Genomic DNA, 26655 nt, shown 5'->3' on the forward strand with positions numbered 1-26655 from the left:
CGGTTCTCCCGGTGTGCCATCGGCTGGGAGGAGCTGACGTGCGGAACCGACGTGCCTGGTCCGCCACCCGAACGGCGGTGGCCGGGCTGGCCTGCGGAGTGCTGGCCCTCGCGCTGCCGGCCCCCCACGCGAGCGCCCGGCCCGGCGTTGAGGACCCGGACACCCGCCGGGCCGGGCGGAGCGCCGCCGTCGTGCTCGACTGGATGCGCACGGCGGACGCCGTCATCGACGCCGAGGCCCGCCCGGGCCCGGCCGAGACCTTCGTCTGGCAGGCGTACGTCTCCACCGCCGTCTACAACGCGGTCGTCGGCGTGGAGGGCCGCTTCGCGCCCTACAAGTGGGATGCGCGGGCCCCGCGTACGGCCTCCTCGGCGGCGGCCGCCGCCGCGGCGGCGCACCGGATGCTGCGCCACCACTTCCCCGCCGCCGCGTCCCGGCTGGACGCCGCCCTGGCCGGCAGCCTCGCGACGATCCCCGACGGCAGGGCCGAGGACGAGGGCGTGGCGTTCGGCCGGCGCGCCGCCGCCCACGTCATCGAGCTGCGCCGCGACGACGGCCGCGGCGCGCCGGTCTCCTTCACGGCCCGGCCGCGTCCCGGTGTCTGGCGGCCCACCCCGCCCGGTCACGAGCCGTTCGCCGCCGCCTGGCTCGGCAGGATGCGGCCCCTGCTGCTGGACTCCCCCCACCGGTTCCGCCCCGGCCCCCCGCCCCCGCTCAGCTCGGCCCGCTACGCCCGGGACCTGCACGAACTGGCGGTCTACGGAGGGCGGACCGGCTCGCACCGCACCCCGCGGCAGACGGACACCGCCCGGTTCTTCGTCGCCCTGGACCTCCAGGGGGCCCTGGGCGACCACGCCACCCGCCACGGCTTCGGCATCGCCGAGACGGCCCGCCTGTACGCGGCGGCCAACACGGCCCAGGCGGACGCCGTCATCGCGGCCTGGGACGCCAAGCTCCACTACGGCACCTGGCGGCCCGTCACCGCCCTGCGCGAGGCGGACACCGACGGCAACCCGGCGACCCGGCCGGTCCGCGACTGGGAGCCGCTGCTCACCACCCCGGCGCACCCCGACTACCTCAGCGGCCACGCCACCATGGGCGGCGCGCTGATGCGCATGCTGACCGGAATCCTCGGCACCTCCCGCGTCGACCTGCGCATCCGCTCGGCCACCACCGGCACGACCCGCCACTACCGCCACGCCCGTGACTACGAGCGGGACGTCAGCGACGCCCGGGTCTGGGGCGGCATCCACACCCGGACGGCCGACGAGGTGGGCATCACCACCGGCCACCGGCTGGCCGACTGGGCGCTGCGGACGTACTTCCGCCCGGTCGGCTGACCTCCGTACCCGGGCACACCGGTCCGCGCGGGCGGCGGATCATGCCCGGCCGGCCGCCTCGATGACCTGGCGCAGCCCCTCGGCGAGCTGGCCGGCCTCGGGCGCGCTCTTCGGGTCGAAGGTCCACTGGGCCATCAGGCCCATCATCAGCGTCAGGTAGAAGTACCCGAGGGTGTCCACCTGTTCCTCCGGCACGTCGTCCTCGTGCCCGCCGTGGAAGAGGGTGACGATGCCGCGCGCCCCCTCCCGCTGGGCCCGCGCGAGATGTTCCCGCACCTCCGGCAGCTGGTCCCCCATGGCCACGATCTCCATGCTGAGCCGCCACAGCGAGCCCGGTTCCCGCATGGTGGCGATGATGTTGGCCCACACCTCGGCGAACCGTTCCGGCGAGCCCGGCGCGCCCCGCAGTTCGCCCCCGCCCTCGAAGGCCGCCGACATCCCCTCCACCATCTCGATGTAGGCCTGCGCGAGCAGCGCGTCCTTCGAACCGTAGTGGTAGCCGATGGACGCCAGGTTGGTCCCCGACTCCTTGACGATGTCGCGCGCGGTGGTGCGCAGGAAGCCCTTGGCCAGCAGGCAGCGCTGGGCGCCTTCCAGCAGATCCTCACGGTGTCCCATGGTCCGCCACCCTACTCCCGCATCCAGACAGCCGTCTCATACAGACGTACTATACAACCGTCTAAGACGCTCGTACAGTCCTGCCCATGACGACGAACCCGCCCCCTGACGCCCTCGCCGGCCGCCGCGAGTGGACCGCGCTGGGCGTGCTGATGCTCCCGCTGCTGCTGGTCTCCATGGACGTCTCCGTCCTGTACTTCGCGGTCCCGGAGATCAGCGCCGACCTGGCGCCCTCCGGCACCCAGCAGCTGTGGATCTTCGACATCTACGCCTTCGTCCTGGCCGGCCTGCTGATGACGATGGGCGCGGTCGGCGACCGGATCGGCCGCCGCAGGCTCCTGCTGATCGGCGCGGCAGCCTTCGGAGCCGCCTCCCTGGCGGCGGCGTACGCGCACAGCGCCGAGGCCCTGATCGCCGCCCGCGCGGTGCTCGGCATCGGCGGCGCCACCCTGATGCCGTCCACCCTGGCGCTGGTGCGCACGATGTTCACCGACCCCGCGCAGCGCGCGAAGGCGATCGCCCTGTGGTCCGGCGTGATGACCGGCGGCGTCGCGCTCGGCTCGGTGCTGAGCGGCGTGCTCGTCGAGTGGTTCTGGTGGGGTTCGGTCTTCCTGGTCAACCTGCCCGCCATGGCCCTGCTGCTGGTCCTCGGCCCGCTGCTGCTCCCCGAGTCGCGCGACCCCGCCCCGGGCCGCTTCGACCTGTGGAGCGTGCCGCTGTCGATGGCGTCGGTGCTCCCGGTGATCTACGGCCTGAAGGAGATCACCACCGAGGGCTGGAACGTCCGGTACGTCGTCTCGGTCACCGTCGGTCTGCTCTTCGCGGCCCTCTTCGTGCACCGCCAGCGCACCTCGGCCTCCCCCATGATCCCGCCGGCCCTCTTCCGCGGCCGGGGCTTCGGCCCCGCCGTCGTGCTGAACCTGCTCTCGCTGTTCGCGATGATGGGCTCGGCGTTCTTCACCACCCAGTACATCCAGTCGGTGCTCGGCAAGAGCGCCCTGGAAGCCTCGCTGTGGGCGCTGCTCCCGTCCGTGCCGATCGGTCTGGCGGCCCCGGTCGCCGCCCAGGTGGTGCGCAAGGGGGTGTCCCGTGTCGCGGTCGTCACGGCCGGCTTCCTGATCTCGGCCGCCGGTTACGCCCTGCTGGCCCTGGCCGGGCCGGAGTCCATGGCGGTGGTGCTGACCGCGTGCGGCGTGCTGGCCTTCGGCATCGTGATGGTGACGACCCAGATCATGGACCTGGCCATGGGCGCGGCTCCGGTGGAGCGGGCGGCCACGGCCTCGTCCCTGATGGAGACCGGCGCGGAGTTCGGCGGCGCCCTGGGCATGGCGGTCCTGGGCTCGATCGGCACGGCGGTCTACCGGCACGAGATGCCCGGCACCGCCCCGGCCCCCGCCCACGAGACACTCGGCGGTGCGCTGGCCGTGGCCGGGCGACTGCCGGGGCGCGCGGGGGACGCCCTGGCGGCGACGGCCCGGGAGGCCTTCACCAGCGGGATGAACGCGGCGGCCCTCGCGGGCGCGGCGGTACTGCTGGGCGCGGCGGTGTTCGCGGCGCTGACGCTCCGGCGGATCCCCGGCTTCCAGGGCCCGGACACACAGAACGCCGGACCGGCTGAGCGACTCAGCCGGTCCGGCGTCTGAAGGACGAACGGCGCCCCGGGGGCACGGCCCCGGGAGGGTCAGGCCAGGTTCACCGAACGGGCGGACGTGGCACCGATCTCCGCGGCCACCTCGGCCAGCACCGACGGGGTCACCGTGTCGTCGACGGTGAGGACGGCCAGCGCCTCGCCGCCGGCGACGGCGCGCGAGACCTGCATACCGGCGATGTTGATGCCCGCCTCGCCCAGGATGCGGCCGACCGTGCCGACGACACCCGGCCGGTCCTCGTAGCGCAGCACCGCCATGTGGTCGGCGAGCGCGAGGTCCACGTCGTAGTCCCCGACGGCGACGATCTTCTGGAGGTGCTTCGGGCCGGCCAGCGTGCCGGAGACCGACACCTCCTCGCCGTCGGCGAGGGTGCCGCGCACCGTGACGACGTTGCGGTGCTCGGTCGCCTCGGAGCTGGTGGTCAGCCGCACCTCGACACCGCGCTCCTGCGCGAACAGCGGGGCGTTGACGTACGACACCGTCTCGTCGACGACGTCCTCGAAGACACCCTTGAGGGCGGACAGCTCCAGCACCTTCACGTCGTGCTGGGTGATCTCACCGTAGACCTCGACGTCGAGGCGGACCGCGACCTCGCCGGCGAGCGCGGTGAAGATCCGGCCCAGGCGCTCGGCCAGCGGCAGCCCCGGCTTGACGTCCTCGGCGATGACACCGCCCTGCACGTTCACCGCGTCCGGCACGAGCTCGCCGGCCAGGGCGAGACGCACCGAGCGGGCGACGGCGATACCGGCCTTCTCCTGCGCCTCGTCCGTGGAGGCGCCGAGGTGCGGGGTGGCGACGACCTGGTCGAACTCGAACAGCGGGGAGTCCGTGCAGGGCTCCTTCGCGTAGACGTCGAGACCGGCGCCGGCGACCCGGCCCTCCTTCAGCGCCGAGTACAGCGCCTCCTCGTCGACGATCCCGCCGCGCGCTGCGTTGACGATGCGCACGCTGGGCTTGACCTTGCGCAGCGCCTCGTCGCCGATCAGGCCGAGGGTCTCGGGCGTCTTGGGGAGGTGGACGGTGATGAAGTCGGAGACCTCCAGCAGCTCGTCCAGCGACAGCACCTTCACGCCCATCTGCGCGGCCCGGGCGGGCTGCACGTACGGGTCGTAGGCGACGACCTTCATGCCGAAGGCGGACATGCGCTGGGCGACGAGCGCGCCGATGCGCCCGAGGCCCACGACGCCGAGGGTCTTCTCGGCCAGCTCGACACCGGTGTACTTGCTGCGCTTCCACTCGCCGTTCTTCAGCGCGGCGTTGGCCTGCGGGATGTTGCGGGCGGTGGCGAGGAGGAGACCGCAGGCCAGCTCGGCGGCGGTCACGATGTTCGAGGTGGGGGCGTTGACGACCATCACGCCGGCCTTGGTGGCGGCGGAGACGTCCACGTTGTCCAGGCCGACGCCGGCTCGTGCGACGACCTTGAGCTTCTTCGCGGCGGCGATCGCCTCGGCGTCGACCTTGGTGGCCGAACGGATCAGGATCGCGTCCACGTCGGCGATGGCGGGGAGCAGTTCGGCTCGGTCCGCGCCATTGCAGTGCCGGATCTCGAAGTCCGGGCCCAGTGCGTCGACGGTGGCGGGCGACAGCTCTTCAGCGATGAGTACGACGGGTTTCGAGCTCACGTGAGTCCTCACAAGTCCAGTGCTGCGGACGGCCGTCCCGACGGCCGCAGGCGGTGGAGGGGTGCTTGCCGCGTGGAAGACGCACGACGCTGTGGGCCTGACGCGTATATATGCAGCAGTGTAGTGGTGCGGCAGGGGGCGTCCCGCGCGTTGGCGGAAGGATCACCCGGACGGGAAGGGGCCCGGCCGCGGCGTCGGTGCCGTGGCCGGGCCCCGGGGGCTCACGCCTCCTCGTCGACCCAGCTCATGAGCTTGCGCAGCTCCTTGCCGGTGGTCTCCAGCAGGTGCTCGGAGTCCTGCTTCTTGTACTCGTTGTACTTCTTCAGACCGCCGTGGTACTCGTCCATCCAGTTCCTGGCGAACGTGCCGTCCTGGATCTCGGCGAGGACCTTCTTCATCTCGGCCTTGGTGGCGTCCGTGATGATGCGCGGGCCGGTGACGTAGTCGCCCCACTCGGCGGTCTCGGAGATCGACCAGCGCATCTTCTCCAGGCCGCCCTCGTACATGAGGTCCACGATCAGCTTCAGCTCGTGCAGGCACTCGAAGTAGGCGATCTCCGGCTGGTAGCCGGCCTCGGTCAGCGTCTCGAAGCCCGCCTTGACCAGCGCCGCGGTGCCACCGCACAGGACGGCCTGCTCACCGAACAGGTCGGTCTCGGTCTCCTCGGTGAAGGTCGTCTTGATGACGCCGGCACGGGTGCCGCCGATGCCCTTGGCGTAGGACAGGGCCAGCGCGAAGCCGTTGCCCGTGGCGTCCTGCTCGACGGCGGCGATGCACGGGACGCCGCGGCCCTCCTCGTACTGGCGGCGGACCAGGTGGCCCGGGCCCTTCGGGGCGACCATGCAGACGTCCACGCCGGCCGGGGGCTTGATGAAGCCGTAGCGGATGTTCAGGCCGTGGCCGAAGAACAGGGCGTCCCCGTCGTTCAGGTTCGGGGCGATGTGCTCCTCGTAGACCTGGGCCTGGATCGGGTCCGGGACGAGGATCATGATGACGTCGGCCTCGGCGGCGGCCTCCGACGGGCTCACCACGCGCAGGCCCTGCTCCTCGGCCTTGGCCTTGGACTTGGAGCCCTCGTGCAGACCGACGCGGACGTCGACACCCGAGTCGCGCAGCGACAGCGCGTGGGCGTGGCCCTGGCTGCCGTACCCGATGACCGCGACCTTGCGGCCCTGGATGATGGACAGGTCGGCGTCGGCGTCGTAGAACAGCTCGGCCACTTTGGGTTCTCTCCTCGGGAGTGCAGGTGTTGCGTCCCACCGTATGACGGGGGGCGGAAGGGAAGTCTGAGGGTCTCGGAATACGGGCGGCCGACGGCGCGCCGACCGCCCGCTCTCCGTCTTACGCCGACCGGTCCAGGGCGCGCAGCGACCGGTCCGTGATGGAACGGGCGCCGCGGCCGATCGCGATCGTGCCGGACTGGACGAGCTCCTTGATGCCGTACGGCTCCAGCATCTTGAGCATCGCGGAGAGCTTCTCGCCGGACCCGGTCGCCTCGATGGTGACGGCCTCCGGGGAGACGTCGACGGTCTTGGCGCGGAACAGCTGGACGATCTCGACGATCTGGGAGCGCGTCTCGTTGTCGGCGCGCACCTTCACCAGGACGAGCTCGCGCTGGACGGCCTGCGACGGCTCCAGTTCGACGATCTTCAGCACGTTGACGAGCTTGTTGAGCTGCTTGGTGACCTGCTCCAGCGGCAGGTCCTCCACGCCGACGACGATGGTGATGCGGGAGATGTCGGGGTGCTCGGTGACACCGACGGCGAGGGAGTCGATGTTGAAGCCGCGGCGGGAGAAGAGGGCGGCGATCCGGGCCAGGATGCCGGGGGTGTTCTCCACCAGGACGGAGAGCGTGTGCTTGGACATGATCTGCTTCCTCTGCTTGAGTCCGACGGCTCTCAGTCGTCTTCGTTGTCGCCGAAGTCGGGGCGGACGTCCCGGGCGGCCATGATCTCGTCGTTGGAGGTGCCGGCGGCGACCATCGGCCAGACCATGGCGTCCTCGTGGACGATGAAGTCGACGACGACGGGACGGTCGTTGATGGCGTTCGCCTCCTCGATCACCTTGTCGAGGTCGTCCGGGGACTCGCAGCGGATGGCGTGGCAGCCCATGGCCTCCGACAGCTTCACGAAGTCCGGGACGCGGGTGCCGCGGGCCTCCGGGTTCACGTCGTCCGGGCCGGAGTGCAGGACGGTGTTGGAGTACCGCTGGTTGTAGAAGAGGGTCTGCCACTGGCGGACCATCCCGAGGGCGCCGTTGTTGATGACCGCGACCTTGATCGGGATGTTGTTCAGGGCGCAGGTGGTGAGCTCCTGGTTGGTCATCTGGAAGCAGCCGTCGCCGTCGATGGCCCAGACGGCCCGCTCGGGGGCGCCGGCCTTGGCGCCCATGGCGGCCGGGACGGCGTAGCCCATCGTTCCGGCGCCGCCGGAGTTGAGCCAGGTGCCGGGCTTGTCGTACTCGATGAAGTGGGCGGCCCACATCTGGTGCTGGCCGACGCCCGCCGCGAAGATCGTTCCCTCGGGGGCGAGCTGCCCGATGCGCTGGATGACCGCTTGCGGGGAGAGCGAGCCGTCGCCGGGCTGGTCGTAGCCGAGCGGGTAGGTCTCGCGCCAGCGGTTCAGGTCGTTCCACCACATGCTGTAGTCGCCCTGGTGGCCCTCGCCGTGCTCCTTCTGCACGGCCTGGATCAGGTCGGCGATGACCTCGCGGGCGTCGCCGACGATCGGCACGTCGGCGGCGCGGTTCTTGCCGATCTCCGCCGGGTCGATGTCCGCGTGGACGATCTTGGCGAACGGGGCGAAGCTGTCCAGCTTGCCGGTGACGCGGTCGTCGAAGCGGGCGCCGAGGGCGACGATCAGGTCGGCCTTCTGCAGGGCGGTGACGGCGGCGACGGAGCCGTGCATGCCGGGCATGCCCAGGTGCTGCGGGTGCTGGTCGGGGAACGCGCCGAGCGCCATCAGGGTGGTGGTGACGGGCGCGCCGGTCAGCTCGGCGAGGACCTTCAGCTCGGCGGTGGCCCGGGCCTTGAGCACACCGCCGCCGACGTACAGCACGGGCCGGCGGGCCTGGGTGATCAGCTTGGCGGCCTCGCGGATCTGCTTGGCGTGCGGCTTGGTCACCGGGCGGTAGCCGGGCAGGTCCATGGTGGGCGGCCAGGAGAAGGTCGTCTTCGCCTGGAGGGCGTCCTTGGCGATGTCGACCAGGACCGGGCCGGGGCGGCCGGTGGAGGCGATGTGGAACGCCTGGGCGATGATCCGCGGGATGTCCTCGGCCTTGGTGACGAGGAAGTTGTGCTTGGTGATCGGCATGGTGATGCCGACGATGTCCGCCTCCTGGAAGGCGTCCGTGCCGATGGCCTTGGACGCCACCTGGCCGGTGATCGCGACCAGCGGCACGGAGTCCATGTGCGCGTCGGCGATCGGGGTGACCAGGTTGGTGGCGCCGGGGCCCGAAGTGGCCATGCACACGCCGACCTTGCCGGTGGCCTGCGCGTAGCCGGTGGCGGCGTGTCCGGCGCCCTGCTCGTGGCGGACCAGGACGTGGCGCACCCTGGTGGAGTCCATCAGCGGGTCGTAGGCCGGGAGGATCGCACCGCCGGGAATGCCGAATACCGTGTCGGCGCCGACCTCCTCGAGAGAGCGGATGAGGGACTGCGCGCCCGTCACCTGCTCGGGGGCGGAGTGTCCTCCGGATCGGGGCCGGGGCTGCGGGTGGTGGGCCCCGGTGGCCTGCTCGGTCATCGGCATTCTCTTCTCAGATGCTGAGGGTTTTTGCGAGATTCGTGCGGTTTTCGGCTGCTGCACGGAAGGTGCCTGTGCAACAAAAAACCCCTCGTGCCGTAAGGCAAGCGAGGGGAGCGCGCCGGGTGGGGTCGCTGAGCGGTCGAGGCTCAGCGTCAGCCGACGCGCTTTCCAAGTACGAGAATTCGGGTGCGCATGGCACAGACCCTCCCCCCGGCACGCACTCACTGTCAAGTGGGTGGGACGGGAGTCTCATTATGTGAACGGAGGGCCGTGCCGCCTCCGATGACGGCGGACACGTTCGCGCTGTACACCCGCTGCGCGCCGCCCGCCAGCGCCGGTTCGGCCGGTGCGTGCGGCACCGCGTACCGGCCGCCCGCGAGCGCCCGGCGCAGCCGGTACTCGTCCAGCGGTCCGGAGAAGGCCATGCCCTGCCCGTGGGTGCAGCCCATCGCCCGCAGGGCGACCACCTGCTCGGGCAGATCGACCCCTTCGGCCACGGACTGCAGGCCGAGGTCGCCGGCGATGCGCAGCAGCCCGCCGGTGATCTTGTGCAGCCGGGCGGACTCGACGACGCCCTCGACCAGACCGCGGTCGAGCTTGAGGATGTCGACGGGCAGCCTCCGGAGCGCCGTGATCGCCGCACAGCCGCTGCCGAAGCCGTCGAGCGCGATCCGTACGCCGACCCGCCGCAGGGCGCCCAGACGCCGCTCCAGCTCGTCCAGCGGGACCCTCGGGTCCGCGTCGGACAGCTCGATGACCAGCGAGCCGGAGGGCAGGCCGTGCCGGGTGAGCAGCGCCTCGATCGTGCCGAGCGGCATGGACTTGTCCAGCAGCCGGCGGGCGCTCATCCGGACGACGACTGGTACGGACAGCCCGGTCGCGTGCCGTTCGGCGGCCTGCTCGACGGCCTCCTCGATCATCCAGCGGCCCAGCTCGGCGGTCTTGTCGCTGTCCTCCGCCACGCGCAGGAACTCCGCCGGGGTGAAGAGCACCCCCTGGGAGGAGCGCCAGCGCGCCTGCGCGGACACCGACGTGATCCGGCCGTCCTCCAGACAGACCACCGGCTGGTGCAGCAGGGCGAACTCGCCGTCGTGCAGCGCGGCGCGCAGCCGGGTGGCCAGCTCCGCCTTGCGGACGACGTCCTGCTGCATCTGCGGCTTGTACAGCTCGACGCGGCCCTTGCCGCCGGCCTTGGCCCGGTACATCGCCAGGTCCGCGTTGCGCAGCAGCTCGCCCGCGCCGAGGCCCGGTTCCGCGAAGGCCACGCCGATGGAGGCGTTGACACGGACATCGTTGCCGTCGATGAGGTAGGGCTGGGACAGCGTCGTCCTGAGGCGGTCGGCGAGCTCCAGGATGTGCCGTTCCCTGGCCTGACGGTCGCGGGTGTTGTCGCCGACGATCAGGGCCGCGAACTCGTCCCCGCCGAGCCGTGCCGCGGTGTCGCCCTGGCGGACCGAGTCCTGCAGTCTGCGGGCGGCCTGGACGAGCAGCTCGTCCCCGGCCTGGTGCCCGATGGTGTCGTTGACGGCCTTGAAGCCGTCGAGGTCGATGAAGAGCACGGCCGTGTTGCGCAGGGCCACGCCCCGGTCGGAAGCGCGGCGGCCGGACAGCGCGTGCTGGACGCGCCGGGTGAACAGGGCGCGGTTGGGCAGGTCGGTGAGCGGGTCGTGCTCGGCGTTGTGCTGCAACTGGGCCTGCAGCCGGACCCGTTCGGTCACGTCTCTGCTGTTGAAGATGAGGCCGCCGTGATGGCGGTTGACGGTCGACTCGACGTTCAGCCAGCCTCCGTCACCGGACCGGAAGCGGCACTCGATGCGCGTGGTGGGTTCCTCGACGGGGTTGGCGGCGAGGAATCTGCGCACCTCGTGCACGACGCAGCCGAGGTCCTCGGGGTGGATGAGATGGGCCAGTTCCGTCCCCACGAGTTCCTCCGCCGGGCGGCCGTAGACGCCGGCGGCGGCCGGGGAGACGTACCTCAGGACACCGGTGGGGGCGGCGATCATGATGACGTCGCTGGAGCCCTGGACCAGGGAGCGGAAGTGGTTCTCCTTCTGGGCCAGTTCCTGGGTGAGGGTGATGTTGTCGAGGAGCATGATGCCCTGGCGCACCACCAGCGCGAGCACGACCGTGCCCCCGGTCAGCAGGACCACGCGGTCCACGCTGCGGCCGTTGAGGACGTTGTAGAGGATCCCCAGGGTGCACACGGCGGCCGCCAGGTACGGCGTGAGCGCGGCGAGGGAGCCGGCGATGGGCCGGGCGGCCGGGTAACGGCTGTGCTCCCCTCCGGGCAGGACCGGGGTGGGGTGGGGTCCGCTGCGCTGCCCGGGCACGTGCTCGTGCACGACGCGGGTGTGCCCCGCTCCGCCGTGCCGGTCCGGGCCGTGCCGGTCGCCGTCCCCCGCGCGGGGCGCGGCCCACGGGGCGTAGGCCAGGAGCAGCGAGCCCGCGAACCAGCCCGCGTCGAGCAACTGGCCCGAGCGGTAGTCGTGGTGCATCAGCGGCGAGGTGAACAGGGCGTCGCACATCACGGTCAGCGCGAGGGCGCCGATGGCGGTGTTGACCGCGGAGCGGTTGACCGCGGAGCGCCGGAAGTGCAGCGCGAGCACCATGCTGACCAGAGCGATGTCCAGCAGCGGGTAGGCCAGCGACAGCGCCGTGTGCGCCACGTCGGGGCCTTCGGACTTGGCGGCCTGGGCGAGGGCGAGGCTCCAGGCCAGGGTGAGCAGCGAGCCGCCGATCAGCCAGGCGTCGAGCCCCAGGCAGACCCAGCCGGCCTTGGTCACCGGCCGCTTGGCGAGGACCAGCAGCCCGACGATCGCGGGCGGCGCGAAGCACAGGAAGAACAGGTCGGCGTAGCTGGGGCTGGGCACGGGCAGGCCCAGGACCACCTCGTACCAGCCCCAGACGAGGTTGCCCAGGGAGGCCATCGCCGAGGAGAGGCCGAACAGCAGCCAGGCGGATCGAAAGCGGGTGCGGCGGCTGCGGGCGTAGAGGAAGCACGACACGGAGGCGGTGGCCGCCGCGGCGCTGAGCCCGAAGTCGCCCATGATCAGGGCCGTCTGGCGCGAGCCCCAGCCGAACGTGGCTCCCAGAGCGTATCCGGCGCAGGCAAGGGCCAGGGCGAGTTGGAGGGCCAGACCCGGCCGGCGGCCGCGGGCCGGCATGCGGGGCAGCAGCGCGCTCTGGGGGGCCGGAGACTGGGCCCGCAGCGCTCCGTCCAGCGTGGAGGTCGGGGGCGCGCTCACCGGACCCTCCCGGTCCGCGTCGCTCCCGGGTCCCGCGGGCGCCGGTGGACCGGCTGGGCCTGCCTCCTGCGGCTGCCGGGCCTGCGGCGGTGATGGCTGTGGTCGGTGTGGTGGTCGCTGTGATGGGCGCGGTGGCCGCCGTGATCGGCGTACCGGTCGCGTCTGCCCGCGGCCGTCCGCCAGGGTCGCCGCCGGCAGCCCCGCCCCGTCGGATCGCTCGTCCATAGGCCGTGCATCGCCTGTCGCCCCCCTCACAGTCCTGAAGTGTCCGTCCCCGGCGCCGATCGTGCCCGGCGCAGCCCCTGTCGGGACGATACACCAGTCTCGTCACTCAGGGACATAGGTTCTCTACTCTCCGTGACGATCAACAGATATATGAGTACCCGCCGCGCCCGGAGGATTGCGGACGGTACTCGAAGTCGGTCAGCCGGTGGGTGCACCCGTCGTCAGGATCACGTTGCGGAGCGGCTCCCGGTTCACATGACGGCGCAGCTGGTCCACCAGGAGCCGCTTGGCGCGCGGCAGGAACGCGGAGGTGGGACCGCCGGCATGAGGGCTGATCAGTACCCCCGGCGCACGCCACAGGGGGTGTGCGCGCGGCAGGGGCTCGGGGTCGGTGACGTCCAGGGCGGCGGTGAGGCGGCCGCTCTCCAGTTCGGCGAGCAGGGCCTTGGTGTCCACCACGGGCCCCCGGGCCACGTTGACCAGCAGCGCACCGTCCTTCATCCGGCACAGGAAGTCGGCTCCGGCCAGGCCACGGGTGGTTTCCGTGAGCGGCGTGGACAAGATCACGACGTCCGCTTCGGGCAGCAGCGCGGGCAGTTCGGTGAGCGGATGCACCGGCCCGCGCGCCGTGGTGCGCTCGGAGCGCGCGACGCGCGCCACCCGCGCCGGCTCGAACGGAACGAGCCGGTCCTCGATGGCGGAACCGATCGATCCGTATCCGACGATGAGCACGTTCTTGTCGGCGAGCGCGGGCCGGAAGCCGCCGAGCCACTCCCCCCGCTCCTGGGCGCGCACGAAATCGGGGATCCCGCGCAGCGAGGAGAGGATCAGCGCGAGGGTGAGCTCGGCCGTGCTGGCCTCGTGGACACCGCGCGCGTTGCACAGCCGCACGCCCGGACGCAGCCGCCCCAGGCCCGGCTCGACGTGGTCGATCCCCGCGGAGAGGGTCTGGACGACCTCGACGCGGCTCATCCGCGCCAGGGGGCGTACGCACAGCGGACTGGGCTTCATATAGGGGACGACGTAGAAGGCACAGTCGGCCGGGTCTGCGGGGAAGTCCTCCGCGCCGTTCCAGAAGCGGTACTCCGGCCCCTCGGGGAGTCCCTCGATCTCGTCCGGCGGGATGGGCAGCCACACGTCAGCAGTCATGCTCCGGAGGCTATGTCAGGAGCGCGCCACGGCAGAGGTTAGGTTGGGGTGGCCGGAACAGGGAGGGTCACGACCAGGTGGAGCGCAGGACGATCGGCGCGGGCGCACTCGCGGTGGGGGCCGTCGGACTCGGGTGCATGCCGATGAGCTGGGCCTACAGCACCTCGCGGCAGCGCGGCGAGGAGTCGCTCAGGGCGGTGCACCGGGCGCTGGACCTGGGCGCGTCCCTGCTGGACACGGCCGACATGTACGGCCCCTTCACCAACGAGCTGCTGGTGGGGCGGGCGTTGAAGGAGCGGCGCTCGGACGCCTTCGTGTCGACGAAGGTCGGGCTGCTCGTGGGCGACCAGCACATCGTCGCCAACGGCCGCCCCGGGTACGTGAAACGGGCGTGCGACGCCTCGCTGCGGCGGCTGCAGACGGACGTCATCGATCTCTACCAGCTGCACCGGGCCGACCCCGAGGTGCCCGTCGAGGAGACCTGGGGCGCGATGGCGGAGCTCGTCCAGGCCGGGAAGGTACGGGCGTTGGGGCTGTGCGCGGTGGGCGCCCGGTCCTCGCGCCGGGGCGGCAGCGGGCCGCACGACGCGACGATCCGGCAACTGGAGCGGGTGCAGCAGGTCTTCCCGGTGAGCGCGGTGGAGGCGGAGCTGTCGGTGTGGTCGCCGGAGGCGCTGGAGACCCTGCTGCCGTGGTGCGCGACCCGGGGCGTCGGCTTCCTCGCCGCGATGCCGCTGGGCAACGGCTTCCTGACCGGGCGGCTGCGGCCCGGCGCGGGCTTCGAGGCGGACGACCCGCGCGCCCGGCACCCCCGTTTCACGGCCGAGATGATGGCCGCGAACCAGCCGATCGTCGCGGGCCTGCGCCGGGTGGCCCGCCGGCACGGCGGTGGCGTCTCGCCCGGGCAGGTCGCCCTGGCGTGGGTGCTCGCCCAGGGCCGGCACGTGATCCCGGTCCCGGGGACGAAGCAGGAGCGCTGGGTCACCGAGAACGCGGCCGCCGCGGGCTTGCGGCTGGAACCCGAGGACCTCTGGGAGATCGCCGAGCTGCCCCCGGCCCAGGGCTCGTGGGACTGAGCGGACCGGGCCGCCGGGGCCTGCGCCGGGCCCCGGGCGTAAGGGGCAAACCCCCTGTTCACGGTTGGACGTTCCGTGATCGGGAACCTGGGAGGCGCGAGCGGTGTATGACAGGGAGAACCCCGCCGCGTCGAAGGGACCATGATCGTGCAACGTCGAGCCGTCCCGGCCGTGTTGGCCACCGCAGCGCTCCTGCTGACCGCCGGCTGTTCCTCCGACGACGGAGGGCCCGCCGGCGCGAGCGCCTCCCCGAGCCGCACGGCACCCGGCTCGTCCGCGCCGCCGCGCCAGGCCGGCGAGGAGACACCCCCCGCGAAGGGCTCGGTCACGGTGGTCCGCACCGTCGCCGAGGGCCTGGAGTCCCCCTGGGGCCTCGCCCCGCTGCCGGGCGGCGGCCTGCTCGTCTCCTCCCGCGACGAGGGGACGATCGTCCGGGTCGACGAGAAGACCGGCAGGAAGACCGAGCTCGGCGAGGTGCCCGGGGTCGCGGCGGAGGGCGAGGGCGGCCTCCTCGGGATCGCCCTCTCCCCCGACTTCGCCTCCGACCACATGGTCTACGCGTACTTCACCTCGGCCGGCGACAACCGCGTCGTCCGGATGCTCTACGACGCCGGCAAGCCCGCCGGCGAGCAGCTCGGCGCGCCCGACACCGTCTTCAGGGGCATCCCCAAGGGCTTCATCCACAACGGCGGCCGGATCGCCTTCGGCCCGGACAGGATGCTGTACGTCGGCACGGGCGAGAGCGGCGACACCGGGCTGTCCCAGGACCGGGACTCCACGGGCGGCAAGATCCTGCGGCTGACCCCGGAGGGCGAGCCGGCCCCGGGCAACCCGTTCTCCGGCTCGCCGGTGTACTCGTACGGCCACCGCAATGTGCAGGGTCTGGCCTGGGACGCCAAGCAGCGGCTGTTCGCCTCGGAGTTCGGGCAGGACACCTGGGACGAGCTCAACGCGATCAAGCCGGGCGACAACTACGGCTGGCCCGAGGCGGAGGGCGAGTCCGACGACGCGCAGTTCCGCAACCCCGTGGACCAGTGGACCACGGCCGAGGCCTCCCCCAGCGGCATCGCCTACGCCGAGGGCTCGGTCTGGATGGCGGGCCTGCGCGGCAAGCGGCTGTGGCGCATCCCGCTGAACGGCACGGCGGCCTCGGCCGAGCCGCAGGCGTTCCTGGAGGGCGAGTACGGCCGGCTGCGCACGGTCGTCCCGGCGGGCGGCGACCGGCTGTGGCTGGTGACCAGCAACACGGACGGCCGGGGCGTCCCGAAGGACGGCGACGACCGGATCCTGGAGCTGCGGGTGAAGTAGGCGGGGGACGGCGAGGGCTCCGGTGCTAGGGCCTGTCGTTTGGATCACGGCGCAGGGCATCGGCAGCACCTGTCGAACGCCGGTGAGCGGGGCCTGGTGCGTGCAGCTGCAAGGCGGAGGAGGGAGTCGATGCGGAGCATCGGCGAGTGACGACAACGCGGCAGATGTGCGTGCCAGGCCCCGCGTCTGCGCCGTGATCCAAACGACAGGGCCTAGTCCTCCCCGGCGTCCTCGGATTCCGCCGACGGGCGGACGACGACCTTGCCGGACGCCAGGTCTATCGGCCCGCGTCCGGGATCGTTGTCGCCGACGTCCTCGCGGGTCAGCTCCAGGCGGTTCTGCTCGTCACGGGTGTGCTTGCGGCCGGGTGCGAACAGTTCCTCGAACATGTTGAACACGGAGCCTCCCTCGGCTCTGACACCCCCGACGTCTCTTACAGCGTAGACCTCAGCCCGCCGGCCGGGACGTGAGCGATTCGGCCGGGAACAGACCCAGCCGGTGCGCCACCGCGGCCGCCTCGCCCCGGCCCGAGACGCCGAGCTTCGCGAGGATGTTGGAGACGTGGACGCTCGCGGTCTTCGGGGAGATGAACAGCTCCTGCGCGATCCGGCGGTTGGTGTGGCCGGCGGCCACCAGGCGCAGCACGTCCCGTTCCCGGCTGGTCAGGCCGAGGGCCTCGGCGGGGTCGGCGGCGGCCCGGTCCGGTGCGGGGACGGGGGCGAGGACGAGACGGGCACGCCGGGCCAGGGTGCCGGCGGCGTCGGCGAGGGGCCGGGCGCCCAGGTGGCGGCCGACGGTGTGGGCGAGGCGGAGCAGTTCCGTGGCCCGGTCGCGCTCGTCCTCGCCTCCGCCCGTGAGCAGGGCCTCGGCCAGGCGCAGGCGCACGCGGGCGAGGTCGTAGGGGCGGCCCAGGGGTTCGAAGGCGGTGACCACGTCCGACCAGGCCTCCGTGGCACAGCGGCCGGCGGCGCGGTGCAGCTCCGCGCGGACCCACAGCTCGTGGGCGAGCCACACGGGGGCGTTGGTGGTCAGGCGCTTGACCGTGGCGAGGATCCGGTCCAGGACCTCCTCGCGGCCCTCGCGCGCGGCGGGCAGCTCGCGGGTGTCGGCCTCGGCCGTGGCGGCCTGGAGCAGCAGCGGCCAGGCGTAGCGCTGGGTGCCGGGCGGGAAGCCGGGGCGCAGGGTGCGGATCAGTTCGGCGCGGGCGTCGGGCAGGCGGCCCTCGGCCACGGCGACCCCGATGGTCAGGCCGGCGATCGGCAGGTCGTGCTGCGGCATCGGGTCGTGCGGGCCGTAGGAGGCGCGGCCCTCGGCGAGATGCCGGGCCGCCTCGGCCACCCGGCCGCGGGCCAGGGCGAGGAACGCCAGGATGTTGGCGCCGGCGCCGTGCGGCCCGGCCGTCTGCCCGCGCCGCTGGGCGTTGGCGGCGGCCTCGGCGGCCTCGTCCCAGCGGCCCAGGGAGACGAGCGACTCGGCGAGGTTCCCCCACACCCAGCCCTCGGGGTCCCGCAGCCCCAGCTCCGAGGTGAGCCGCAGGCCCTCGCGCAGGATGGCCACGGCCTCCTCGGAGCGGCCGACGCCTTCGAGGGCGGAGGGCAGGTTCACATGGCTGCGGCCCACGATGGGGGCCAGGCCGCGGACCACCACCTCGTCCTTGACCTCGTACATGTGCGCCAGCCCGGCCTCGATCTGCCCGGCGTCCACCATGAGCCCGCCGAGGGTGAGGCGGGCGTTGGACTCGATGGCGTCGGCGCCCACCATGCGCGCGTACTCCACGGCCCGCTCGGCGGCCGTCAGGGCGTCGGGGCCGGGTTCGTGCAGCATCGACCAGTGGGCGGCGGTGGCGAGCACCTCGGCGTGCACGGCGGACGGCGGCAGCCCGCGCACCAGGTCCTGCGCGGTGGCGATCTCCTTCCAGCCGTCGCCGCGGGCGAGCCCCTGCACCAGCCGGGAGCGCTGGATCCAGAACCAGGCGGCGCGCTGGGGGTCCCTGCCGTTCGCACGCGGTGGGGAGCCCGTGGCGGGGCCGCTGTCCTCGTCGAGGAGGCGCAGCGCCCGCTTGGTGATCTTCAGGGCGCGCTCGCGCTCCCCGCAGAGCCGTCCGGCCACGGCCGCCTCGGCCAGCAGGTCGAGGTGGCTCAGCGCGGTGGTGGCCGGGTCGCAGCCGCTGGGGGTCCCCCCACGCCGTTCAGGCAGTGAGGGAGGGTAGACCTCGGCGTGGTCGGCCGGGCGCAGGGTCGCGCGCACGGCCTCGGGAGCGGAGTCCCACAGCTCCATCGCGCGTTCCAGCAGGCGCAGTTGCTCCGAGTAGGCGTGCCGGCGGCGGGCCTCGACGGCGGCGTCCAGGACGGCGGGCAGGGCCTTGGCGGCGTCGTGGGCGTGGTACCAGTAGCTGGCCAGGCGGGTGGCCCGCTGGTCGGCGGGCACGAGGCCCGGGTCGGTCTCCAGGGCTTCGGCGTAGCGGCGGTTGAGGCGGGAGCGCTCGCCGGGGAGCAGGTCGTCGCTGACGGCCTCGCGGACCAGGGAGTGGCGGAAGCGGTAGCCGTCGCCGCCGGGCGCGGGGGTGAGGATGCCGGCGTTCACGGCGGCCCGCAGCGCCTCGATGAGGTCGTCCTCGGCGAACCGGGCGACGGCGGCGAGCAGCCGGTACTCGACGGTGGAGCCGCCCTCGGCGACGATCCGGGCGACCTGCTGGGCGGACTCGGGCAGTCCCTCGACGCGGACGAGCAGCAGATCGCGCAGGGAGTCCGGCAGGCCCGTGGAGCAGCCCTCGTGGGCGGCGACGGCGAGCTCCTCGACGAAGAAGGCGTTGCCGTCGGAGCGGGCGAAGATCGCGTCGACCTGGTCCGGGTCGGGTTCGTGGGCGAGGATGCCGGCGACCTGCAGGCACACCTCGTCGCGGGTGAAGCGGGCGAGTTCGAGGCGGCGGACGGTGCGGAGCCGGTCGAGTTCGGCGAGCAGGGGGCGCAGCGGGTGGCGGCGGTGGATGTCGTCGGAGCGGTAGGTGGCCAGGACGACGAGGCGGCCGGTGCGCAGGGTGCGGAACAGGTAGGAGAGCAGGTGGCGGGTGGAGGCGTCCGACCAGTGCAGGTCCTCCAGCGCGAGGACGACGGTGTGCTCGGCGGCGACGCGTTCCAGCAGGCGTGCGGTGAGCTCGAACAGGCGGGCCATGCCGTCCTCGTCGTGCCGGCCGGAGCCGGCTTCGCCCAGCTCGGGCAGGAGCCGGGCCAGCTGCTCCTCCTGGCCGGCGGCCGCGGCGGCCAGCTCGGCGGGCAGGGCGCGGCGCAGGGCGCGCAGGGCGGTGGAGAAGGGGGCGAAGGGCAGTCCGTCGGCGCCGATCTCGACGCAGCCGCCGAGCGCGACGACCGCGCCGTGGCGGCGGGCGGCGGCGGTGAACTCCTCGACCAGCCGGGTCTTGCCGACGCCGGCCTCCCCGCCGATGAGCAGGGCCTGCGGCTCTCCCTCCCGGGAACGGACGAGCGCGTCGTGCAGCGCGCCCAACTCCTCGGCACGGCCGACGAACACGGGGCTGACGGACCTGGTCTCCACGGCCCCGAGCATCGCACGCGAGTCCGACACCCCGGCACCGGTTTTCGTCCCCGCGGCACCGTCACGGCTCACACCGGCCTCCCCTCCTCCGGCTCCGCGACGCCCGGCCGCGACCTCGGCAGGCCCCGCGCCCCGCACGGGCCCCGCCATGTCCCGCACCGGCCCGGGCGCCGGTGCCGTACGGGTGGGCGGGGGGCTCACGCGAGCGGCCGCGGCCACCGTGGTGGTGGTCGCGGCCGCTGTGTTCCCCCGCGCGATGCCGGCCGTCGGCCCGTCGGCGGCGGCCGTTCCCGCTTCCGCGTTCACGCGGCCCGGGCCCAGCGGAGCCGCCGGAAGTGGCGGCTATGGCTCTCGTGCTCCGCGGCCCCGTGGCCGGCTGCGCGGCGGGCCTCGCGGCGGGCGCGGGTCGCCTCGCGGACGCGGCGCTCGTGGTCGGCCCGGCGGATGAGGGCGGCGGTGCGCAGCTGCTGGAGTTCGTACTCGTACATGGCGTGTCCTTGGTGAGAGGCCGTCCCGGAGGGGTTCCTCCGTGATGTCTCCACCTTCGTCTCCCAGGCGGGGCCGCCACATCGGGAGAGTTCCGCATCTTGGGAGGCCGGCGGGGCCTTAGACACGCGTGAGGGGTCTTAGTCCGTCCGTAAGGTGCTTACGAACGGACCAAGACCCCTCGGGAGCCGCGAGGGCTCAGCTCGCGGACGGCAGGCCGAGCAGCACGCCGGTGTACTTGAGGACGGCCAGGAACAGGCCGATGACGCCGAGCGCGACACCCGCCCAGGCGACCGACTTGATCCACGGCGCCTGGACGCGGCCGGGCGTGCCGAACGCGGGCCGGGCGAGCACCACGACGCCGACGACCAGCGCGGTCAGCGCGAACAGGCCGGCCCACAGGGCGGTCGTCTGCCAGGCGTCGCCGTAGACGGCCTGGATCTGCTTGGCCACGCTCGCGTTCTGCGCGGTCTCCAGCTGGCCGATCAGGTTGCGGCGGGCGGCCGCCACCGTGCCGACCCAGCTGCCGGTGAGCGAGACGACACCCAGCGCGGCGGAGACCACGGCACCGGCGCCCTGGCCGACTCCCTGGGAGCCGTCCTCCTTGGTCACGGGGGCCGGGGCCTCGGACCCGGTCACCTCGTCGGACTCGGTGATGTCCACCGCCTTCTCGTCGGTCGTGGCCTCGGTGGCCTCGGTCTCGTCCACTGCGTTCGTTGCCATGTCTCGCACCGTAGGGTCGCTGTCTGAGAAGTCTCTTAATGATCGCTGTGACCGGCACGCGCGCGTGCCTCACGCCACTCCGGCGCCAGCACCGACCAGACTTCGAGATCGTGCCGTACGCCACCGTAGTGGTGCGCCGCGCGGCGCACGCCGTCGCGGGTCATGCCGAGTCGCCGCGCCACGTTCAGGCTCGGCTGGTTGCCCGAGGCGGCGACCCATTCGACGCGGTGGATGCCGCGCTGCTCGACGGCCCAGTCGATCAGCACCCGCATCGCGCGTGTGACGAGACCCCGGCCGGTCCCGGCGGGCTCCAGCCAGCAGCCGACCTCGCAGGTGCCGTTGGCCGCGTCGAAGTTGAGGAACAGCACACCGCCGACGAGTGTCCCGTCCAGCCACAGTCCGTGCAGGGAGCCGGTGTCGGCGGCCCGCATGTCGGCGTAGACCTGGAGCTTCGCCCGGGCGGAGAGCAGGTCCGTCTCGGTCGTCCCGAACGGGATGTACCGGCCGATGAAGTCCCGCCCGCGCTCCAGGTGGGCCAGGAACTCGGCGGCGTGCCAGGGCTCCAGGGGCCTCAGCTCGGCGTCGTCACCCAGGGATATCGCGTACATCCCGCTGCCGCTCCTCCTCCGCCAGGACGTCCGCCACCTCGGCGTCCGTCGCGGCGGCCAGCCTCTCATGGGAGGCCCGCGTCTCGGGCGGCTCGATGCTGATGCGCGGCATGCGCTTGTCGAGCCACCGGGGCAGCCACCAGTTGGCGCCGCCGAGCAGGTGCATCAGGGCGGGCACCAGCAGCGTGCGCAGGACGAAGGCGTCCAGGGCGACGGCGGCCGCGAGGGCGATGCCGAACATGGCGATCACCCGGTCGCCGCTGAGCACGAAGGCCAGGAAGACGGAGATCATGATGACCGCCGCCGAGTTGATCACGCGGCTGGTCTCGGCGAGGCCGACGCGGACGGCCCGCCGGTTGTCGCCGGTCTCCAGCCACTCCTCGTACATCCGGCTCACCAGGAAGACCTGGTAGTCCATGGAGAGGCCGAAGAGCACCGACACCATGATCACGGGCAGGAAGGGCTCGATGGGCCCGGCGCTGCCCAGGCCGAGCAGTTCGCTGCCCCAGCCCCACTGGAAGATCGCGACGACGACACCGAAGGCGGAGGCCACCGCGGCGACGTTCATCGCGGCGGCCTTCAGCGGGATGCCGATCGACCGGAAGGCCAGCAGGAGCAGCAGACAGCCCAGGCCGATCACCACCCCGACGAAGACGGGCAGCTTGGAGACGATGACGTCGGCGAAGTCGTCGTAGCCGGCCGTCATGCCGCCGACCTGCACGTCGAGCGAGGTGCCTGACTCGGCGCGCGGCAGCACCTCGTCGCGCAGCCGGTCCACCAGGTCGCTGGTCTGCTTCGACTGCGGCGAGGACTCGGGGACGACGGTGAGGTACGCGCTGTGGCCGCCGGAGCCGAAGGTCACCGGGGTGACCGAGGCGACGCCGTCGGTGGCGCGCAGGGTGGCGTCCAGGTTGTCCAGGGCGAGCTTGTCGCCGGCCCCGTCGACCTCGGTGACGAGGGTGAGCGGGCCGTTCACGCCGGGGCCGAAGCCGTCGGCGAGCAGGTCGTAGGCCTGCCGGGTGGTGGCGGTGCGCGGGTCGTTGCCCTGGTCGGAGGTGCCCAGGTGCAGGGAGAAGGTGGGCAGCGCGAGGACGGCCATGACGACCAGGGCGACCGCCCCGAGCAGCTTGGGGTGGCGCTCCACGAACGCCGACCAGCGGGCGGCGAACCCGGTGGGCAGTTCGGGCTGGGGCCCGTGCTCGGCGAGGCGGCGGCGTTCGCGGCGGCTGAGCGCGCGCATGCCGATGAGGGAGAGCAGGGCGGGCAGCAGCGTCACGGAGGCCGCGACGGTGAGGACCACGGTCAGGCCGGCCGCTATCGCGACGCCGTTGAGGAAGCCGAGCCGCAGGATGAGCATGCCCAGCAGGGCGATGCAAACGGTGGCACCCGCGAACACCACGGCCCGTCCCGTGGTCTGCACGGCGTTCGTGGCGGCCTCGGTGACGGACAGCCCCCGATTCAGGCCGCGCCGGTGCCGGGTCACGATGAACAGCGCGTAGTCGATGCCCACGCCGAGCCCGATCAGCATGCCGAGCATGGGGGCGAAGTCGGCGACGGTCATGGCGTGCCCGAGCAGCACGATCCCGGCGTAGGCGGTGCCGACGCCGACCAGGGCCGTGGCGATGGGCAGCAGGGAGGCGGCGAGCGAGCCGAAGGCGAGGAACAGCACCACCGCGGCGACGAGCACGCCGACGATCTCCGCGAGGTGCCCGCCGGAGGACTGGGTCAGCGCGATGGCGCTGCCGCCCAGCTCCACCTGGAGCCCGTCGCTCTCGGCGCTCTCGGCGGTGTCGACGACGGCCCGTGCCTCGCCCTCGGCGATGTCCTCGGCCTGCGCCTCGAAGGTGACCGTGGCGTAGGCCGTGCGGCCGTCCGCGCTGATCCGGCCCGTGCCGGGCCCGTCGTAGGGGCTGGTGACCGAGGCGACGCCGGGGAGGTTCTCGATGCGGTCCAGGGTGCGGGTCATCGTCTGCTCGACGTCGGCGGCGCGGACGCTGCCGGAGTCGGTGTGCCAGACGACGGTGTCGCTGTCACCGCCGAGCTGCGGGAAGCCCTCGTGCAGCAGCTCGGTGGCGCGGCCGGACTCGGTGCCGGGGACCTGGTAGTCGTTCGAGTACGTGGTGCCGGCGACGGCGGCGCCCGCGGCGACCCCCGCGAAGGCGAGGAGCCACAGCAGAACGGTGACCAGACGGCGTCGGACACACCAGCGTGCGAGGGCTGCCACGAATCGTGCTCCCAGAGTTACTTTTTGCGGATCTTTGACCGGGAACAGTCGTCCATGAACTGAACAGCCCGCAAAGAACGCATGAGCAATGCGAAGCCACTCTTACAAACGAACGAGATCGTTTGTCGGTTTCGTGGGCTTATTCACAGCGGTCGCGGCCGGGAACGGTCAGTCGAACTGGTCCCCCAGTGCCATGACCATGACTCCGGCGATCAGCAGCCACAGCGCACGCCGGGTGCGGCCCCGGGAGCCGAGTACGGCGGCAGCCGCGCACACGGCGGCGCCCGTGGCGTACGCGGCCGGGACGAGGGGCGGGGCGGAGCGGGTGAGGCGGAGCAGTGCGGCGGCCAGACCCGCCAGGGTCAGGGCGGCACCGGTGCCGGCGGCGGTCCAGCGGGCCCGGCGGGCGTCCTCCCACAGGTCCTCGGCATCGTCCTGCTCAACGGCCGTCTCCGAGTCCGCTATCTCTGGGTCGGTGTCGGAATCAGCGCGTCCACTCATGGCCGAGACGGTAGCGCGTCGGCCGGGAAAACCGGGTGCGGGGGCCGGTCGCCCGCTGCTACCGTCCGCGCGTCCGAGCACACCCGTGGCATCCCGCCGCCCGGCCGAAGCAGGTGCGTTGTTTGACGGTCCGACCGAGCTCCTCCGCGTTCCCCTTCTCCCTCAAGGACTCAAGGAGCCCGTTCACCGATGTCGGACATCACGTCCCGGACCCCGAACGACCCCCTCGCTGACCGCGTGAGCCATCCCGGCTACCCGCGCAGCAACGGCTACGACGCCCGCTGGACCATCGACAACCAGATGGGCCCGCACGCCCTGTGGCTGCTGGAGTGGCTGGCCCCGGCCCTGGGACTCGACACCCTGAGCCCCGGCTCGCGCGTGCTCGACCTGGGCTGCGGACGCGCCATGACGTCGATCTTCCTGGCCAGGGAGTACGACGTGCAGGTCACCGCCGCCGACCTGTGGATCAAGCCCGACGAGAACGCCGGGCGCATCACCGCGGCGGGCGTCGCCGACCGCGTCCTGCCCGTGCACGCCGAGGCGCACGACCTGCCGTTCGGCGAGCACACCTTCGACGCGATCGTCTCCATTGACGCCTACCAGTACTTCGGCACCGACGACCTGTACCTGCCCGGGCTGACGCGGCTGCTGAAGCCCGGCGGGCGGATCGGCGTCGTCGTACCGGCGCTGCGCGAGGAGATCGACGGCGTCGAGCCGCCGGAGCACCTCGCGCCGTACTGGGAGCCCGCCTTCTGGTGCTTCCACACGGCCGCCTGGTGGCGCCGCCACTGGACGCGCAGCGGGGCCGTGGAGGTCGAGACGGCGGACTGGCTGCAGGACGGCTGGCGCGACTGGCTGCGCTGGAGCGAGGCCGTGGCCGAGGAGCACACCGACCCGTGGCACGTCGAGATGGCCGGCCGGTCGGCCGAGATGCTGCGCCTGGACCAGGGCCGCACGCTGGGCTTCGCCCGGGTCGTCGGGCGTCGCGACTGAGTGCATGACGAGGGGGGATGCACCGGCTCCGGTGCATCCCCCCTCGGTCGCGTCCGCGGGCGGGCTCAGCCCTCGCCGACGCCCAGCTTCTCCAGGATCAGCTCCTTGACGCGCGCCGCGTCGGCCTGCCCGCGGGTCGCCTTCATGACCGCGCCGACCAGGGCGCCGGCCGCGGCCACCTTGCCGCCGCGGATCTTGTCCGCGACGCCCGGGTTGCCGGCGATCGCCTCGTCGACGGCCGCCGTCAGCGCACCCTCGTCGGAGACGACCTTCAGGCCGCGCTTGTCGACGACCTCGTCCGGGGTGCCCTCGCCCGCGAGGACGCCCTCGATGACCTGGCGGGCCAGCTTGTCGTTCAGGTCGCCCTTGGCGACGAGCTCGGTGACCCGGGCCACCTGCTGCGGCGTGATCGCCAGCTCGTCGAGCGCCTTGCCCGACTCGTTGGCGCTGCGGGCCAGCTCGCCCATCCACCACTTGCGGGCGGAGGCGGCGTCGGCCCCGGCCTCGATGGTGGCGACGATCGGCTCCAGCGCACCGGCGTTGAGGATCGCCTGCATGTCGGTGCCGCTGATGCCCCACTCCTCGCGGAGCCGGTTGCGGCGGACCAGCGGCAGCTCGGGCAGGGAGGCCCGGATCTCCTCGACCCACTCGCGGGACGGGGCGACCGGCACCAGGTCGGGCTCCGGGAAGTACCGGTAGTCCTCGGCCTCCTCCTTCACGCGGCCCGAGGTCGTCGACCCGGTGTCCTCGTGGAAGTGGCGGGTCTCCTGCACGATCGTGCCGCCGGAGGAGAGCACGGCCGCGTGCCGCTGGATCTCGAAGCGGGCCGCGCGCTCCACGGACCGCAGCGAGTTGACGTTCTTGGTCTCCGAACGCGTGCCGAACTTCTCGGTGCCGTGCGGGCGCAGCGACAGGTTAACGTCGCAGCGCATCTGGCCCATCTCCATCCGGGCCTCGGAGACACCCAGCGCGCGGATGACCTCGCGCAGCTCACGGACGTAGGCCCGCGCGACCTCGGGAGCGCGCTCGCCCGCACCCTCGATCGGCTTGGTGACGATCTCGATGAGCGGGATGCCGGCGCGGTTGTAGTCCAGCAGGGAGTGGGACGCGCCGTGGATACGGCCGGTGGCGCCGCCGACGTGCGTCGACTTGCCGGTGTCCTCCTCCATGTGGGCGCGCTCGATCTGCACGCGGAAGGTCTCGCCGTCCTCCAGCTGCACGTCGAGGTAGCCGTTGAAGGCGATCGGCTCGTCGTACTGGGAGGTCTGGAAGTTCTTCGGCATGTCCGGATAGAAGTAGTTCTTCCGGGCGAAGCGGCACCACTCGGCGATCTCGCAGTTCAGCGCGAGGCCGATCTTGATGGCGGACTCGACGCCGGTCGCGTTGACGACCGGGAGCGCGCCGGGCAGGCCGAGGCAGACCGGGCAGGTCTGCGTGTTGGCGTCCTGGCCGAGAGCGGTCGAGCAGCCGCAGAACATCTTGGTCTTGGTGCCGAGTTCGACATGGACCTCGAGGCCCATGACGGGGTCGTAGGACGCGAGGGCGTCCTCGTACGACACCAGGTCGGTCGTGGTGGTCACGGTGAAGGTTCCC

Annotated in this window: 20 protein-coding genes; 5 read left to right on the forward strand and 15 right to left on the reverse strand. The window is 72.6% G+C overall.

Going from position 1 to position 26655, the window contains the following annotated elements:
- The first annotated feature begins 38 nt into the window (after window positions 1-38).
- Window positions 39-1340 carry a vanadium-dependent haloperoxidase gene (locus CHR28_RS26735; protein ID WP_256984426.1) on the forward strand — a complete coding sequence of 434 codons (1302 nt, stop codon included), beginning with the start codon at window positions 39-41 and terminating at the stop codon, window positions 1338-1340.
- Window positions 1341-1379: 39 nt separating this feature from the next.
- Here the strand turns inward: CHR28_RS26735 and CHR28_RS26740 are convergent, their stop codons facing one another.
- A complete protein-coding gene (locus CHR28_RS26740) occupies window positions 1380-1958 on the reverse strand; it encodes a TetR/AcrR family transcriptional regulator (protein WP_094056254.1) in 579 nt (192 codons plus the stop codon).
- A gap of 86 nt (window positions 1959-2044) precedes the next feature.
- On the opposite strand from CHR28_RS26740, the gene CHR28_RS26745 reads away from it, so the two are divergent.
- Window positions 2045-3601, forward strand: a complete 1557-nt coding sequence (locus CHR28_RS26745; RefSeq protein WP_094056255.1) for an MFS transporter — start codon at window positions 2045-2047, stop codon at window positions 3599-3601.
- 38 nt (window positions 3602-3639) lie between these two features.
- Here the strand turns inward: CHR28_RS26745 and serA are convergent, their stop codons facing one another.
- The 6 genes from serA to CHR28_RS26775 all read right to left on the reverse strand — a co-directional run bounded on the left by serA (window position 3640) and on the right by CHR28_RS26775 (window position 13594).
- Window positions 3640-5229: a phosphoglycerate dehydrogenase gene (serA, locus tag CHR28_RS26750; RefSeq protein ID WP_094056256.1), complete on the reverse strand. Its 1590-nt coding sequence runs from the start codon at window positions 5227-5229 to the stop codon at window positions 3640-3642.
- 221 nt (window positions 5230-5450) lie between these two features.
- Entirely contained in the window at window positions 5451-6449 is a 999-nt protein-coding gene (gene ilvC / locus CHR28_RS26755; RefSeq protein ID WP_094056257.1) for a ketol-acid reductoisomerase, read from the reverse strand.
- 121 nt (window positions 6450-6570) lie between these two features.
- Entirely contained in the window at window positions 6571-7095 is a 525-nt protein-coding gene (gene ilvN, locus CHR28_RS26760) for an acetolactate synthase small subunit (protein ID WP_010048631.1), read from the reverse strand.
- A gap of 32 nt (window positions 7096-7127) precedes the next feature.
- Window positions 7128-8972 carry an acetolactate synthase large subunit gene (locus tag CHR28_RS26765; RefSeq protein ID WP_179272569.1) on the reverse strand — a complete coding sequence of 615 codons (1845 nt, stop codon included), beginning with the start codon at window positions 8970-8972 and terminating at the stop codon, window positions 7128-7130.
- A 230-nt stretch (window positions 8973-9202) separates the two neighbouring features.
- Window positions 9203-12220, reverse strand: coding sequence for a putative bifunctional diguanylate cyclase/phosphodiesterase (locus CHR28_RS26770; protein WP_179272570.1), 3018 nt, complete (start codon window positions 12218-12220; stop codon window positions 9203-9205).
- 423 nt (window positions 12221-12643) lie between these two features.
- The gene (locus tag CHR28_RS26775; protein WP_094056260.1) at window positions 12644-13594 is read right to left on the reverse strand and encodes a 2-hydroxyacid dehydrogenase; all 951 of its coding nucleotides are present in this window, start codon (window positions 13592-13594) and stop codon (window positions 12644-12646) included.
- Window positions 13595-13671: 77 nt separating this feature from the next.
- On the opposite strand from CHR28_RS26775, the gene CHR28_RS26780 reads away from it, so the two are divergent.
- Both CHR28_RS26780 and CHR28_RS26785 read left to right on the forward strand, forming a co-directional pair.
- Window positions 13672-14670, forward strand: a complete 999-nt coding sequence (locus CHR28_RS26780; RefSeq protein WP_094056261.1) for an aldo/keto reductase — start codon at window positions 13672-13674, stop codon at window positions 14668-14670.
- 141 nt (window positions 14671-14811) lie between these two features.
- On the forward strand, window positions 14812-15978 hold the full coding sequence (locus CHR28_RS26785) for a PQQ-dependent sugar dehydrogenase (RefSeq protein ID WP_094056262.1): 1167 nt from the start codon (window positions 14812-14814) through the stop codon (window positions 15976-15978).
- A gap of 212 nt (window positions 15979-16190) precedes the next feature.
- On the opposite strand, the gene CHR28_RS26790 is transcribed toward CHR28_RS26785, so the two are convergent.
- The 7 genes from CHR28_RS26790 to CHR28_RS26820 form a co-directional block, all read right to left on the reverse strand.
- Window positions 16191-16376 (reverse strand): DUF6191 domain-containing protein, encoded by a 186-nt coding sequence (locus tag CHR28_RS26790; protein ID WP_094056263.1) that lies wholly within the window; start codon window positions 16374-16376, stop codon window positions 16191-16193.
- A gap of 49 nt (window positions 16377-16425) precedes the next feature.
- Window positions 16426-19539: a helix-turn-helix transcriptional regulator gene (locus CHR28_RS26795; RefSeq protein WP_179272576.1), complete on the reverse strand. Its 3114-nt coding sequence runs from the start codon at window positions 19537-19539 to the stop codon at window positions 16426-16428.
- A gap of 290 nt (window positions 19540-19829) precedes the next feature.
- Entirely contained in the window at window positions 19830-20015 is a 186-nt protein-coding gene (locus CHR28_RS26800) for a hypothetical protein (protein ID WP_094056265.1), read from the reverse strand.
- Between the two features lie 196 nt (window positions 20016-20211).
- The gene (locus CHR28_RS26805; RefSeq protein WP_094056266.1) at window positions 20212-20736 is read right to left on the reverse strand and encodes a hypothetical protein; all 525 of its coding nucleotides are present in this window, start codon (window positions 20734-20736) and stop codon (window positions 20212-20214) included.
- 35 nt (window positions 20737-20771) lie between these two features.
- Window positions 20772-21344 (reverse strand): GNAT family N-acetyltransferase, encoded by a 573-nt coding sequence (locus tag CHR28_RS26810; protein WP_094056267.1) that lies wholly within the window; start codon window positions 21342-21344, stop codon window positions 20772-20774.
- Window positions 21322-23568: an MMPL family transporter gene (locus CHR28_RS26815; protein ID WP_094056268.1), complete on the reverse strand. Its 2247-nt coding sequence runs from the start codon at window positions 23566-23568 to the stop codon at window positions 21322-21324. Before CHR28_RS26815 ends, CHR28_RS26810 begins: the two co-directional genes overlap by 23 nt.
- 168 nt (window positions 23569-23736) lie before the next feature.
- A complete protein-coding gene (locus CHR28_RS26820; protein ID WP_094056269.1) occupies window positions 23737-24069 on the reverse strand; it encodes a hypothetical protein in 333 nt (110 codons plus the stop codon).
- 189 nt (window positions 24070-24258) lie between these two features.
- Here CHR28_RS26820 and CHR28_RS26825 point away from each other — a divergent pair, with 189 nt between their 5' ends.
- Window positions 24259-25062 (forward strand): SAM-dependent methyltransferase, encoded by an 804-nt coding sequence (locus CHR28_RS26825; RefSeq protein ID WP_094056270.1) that lies wholly within the window; start codon window positions 24259-24261, stop codon window positions 25060-25062.
- Between the two features lie 65 nt (window positions 25063-25127).
- Here CHR28_RS26825 and gatB read toward each other — a convergent pair whose 3' ends face one another.
- Window positions 25128-26642 carry an Asp-tRNA(Asn)/Glu-tRNA(Gln) amidotransferase subunit GatB gene (gene gatB, locus CHR28_RS26830; protein ID WP_094056271.1) on the reverse strand — a complete coding sequence of 505 codons (1515 nt, stop codon included), beginning with the start codon at window positions 26640-26642 and terminating at the stop codon, window positions 25128-25130.
- Between the last annotated feature and the right edge of the window lie 13 nt (window positions 26643-26655).

The organism is Streptomyces sp. XY006, assembly GCF_002237655.1.
Taxonomy (GTDB): domain Bacteria; phylum Actinomycetota; class Actinomycetes; order Streptomycetales; family Streptomycetaceae; genus Streptomyces; species Streptomyces levis.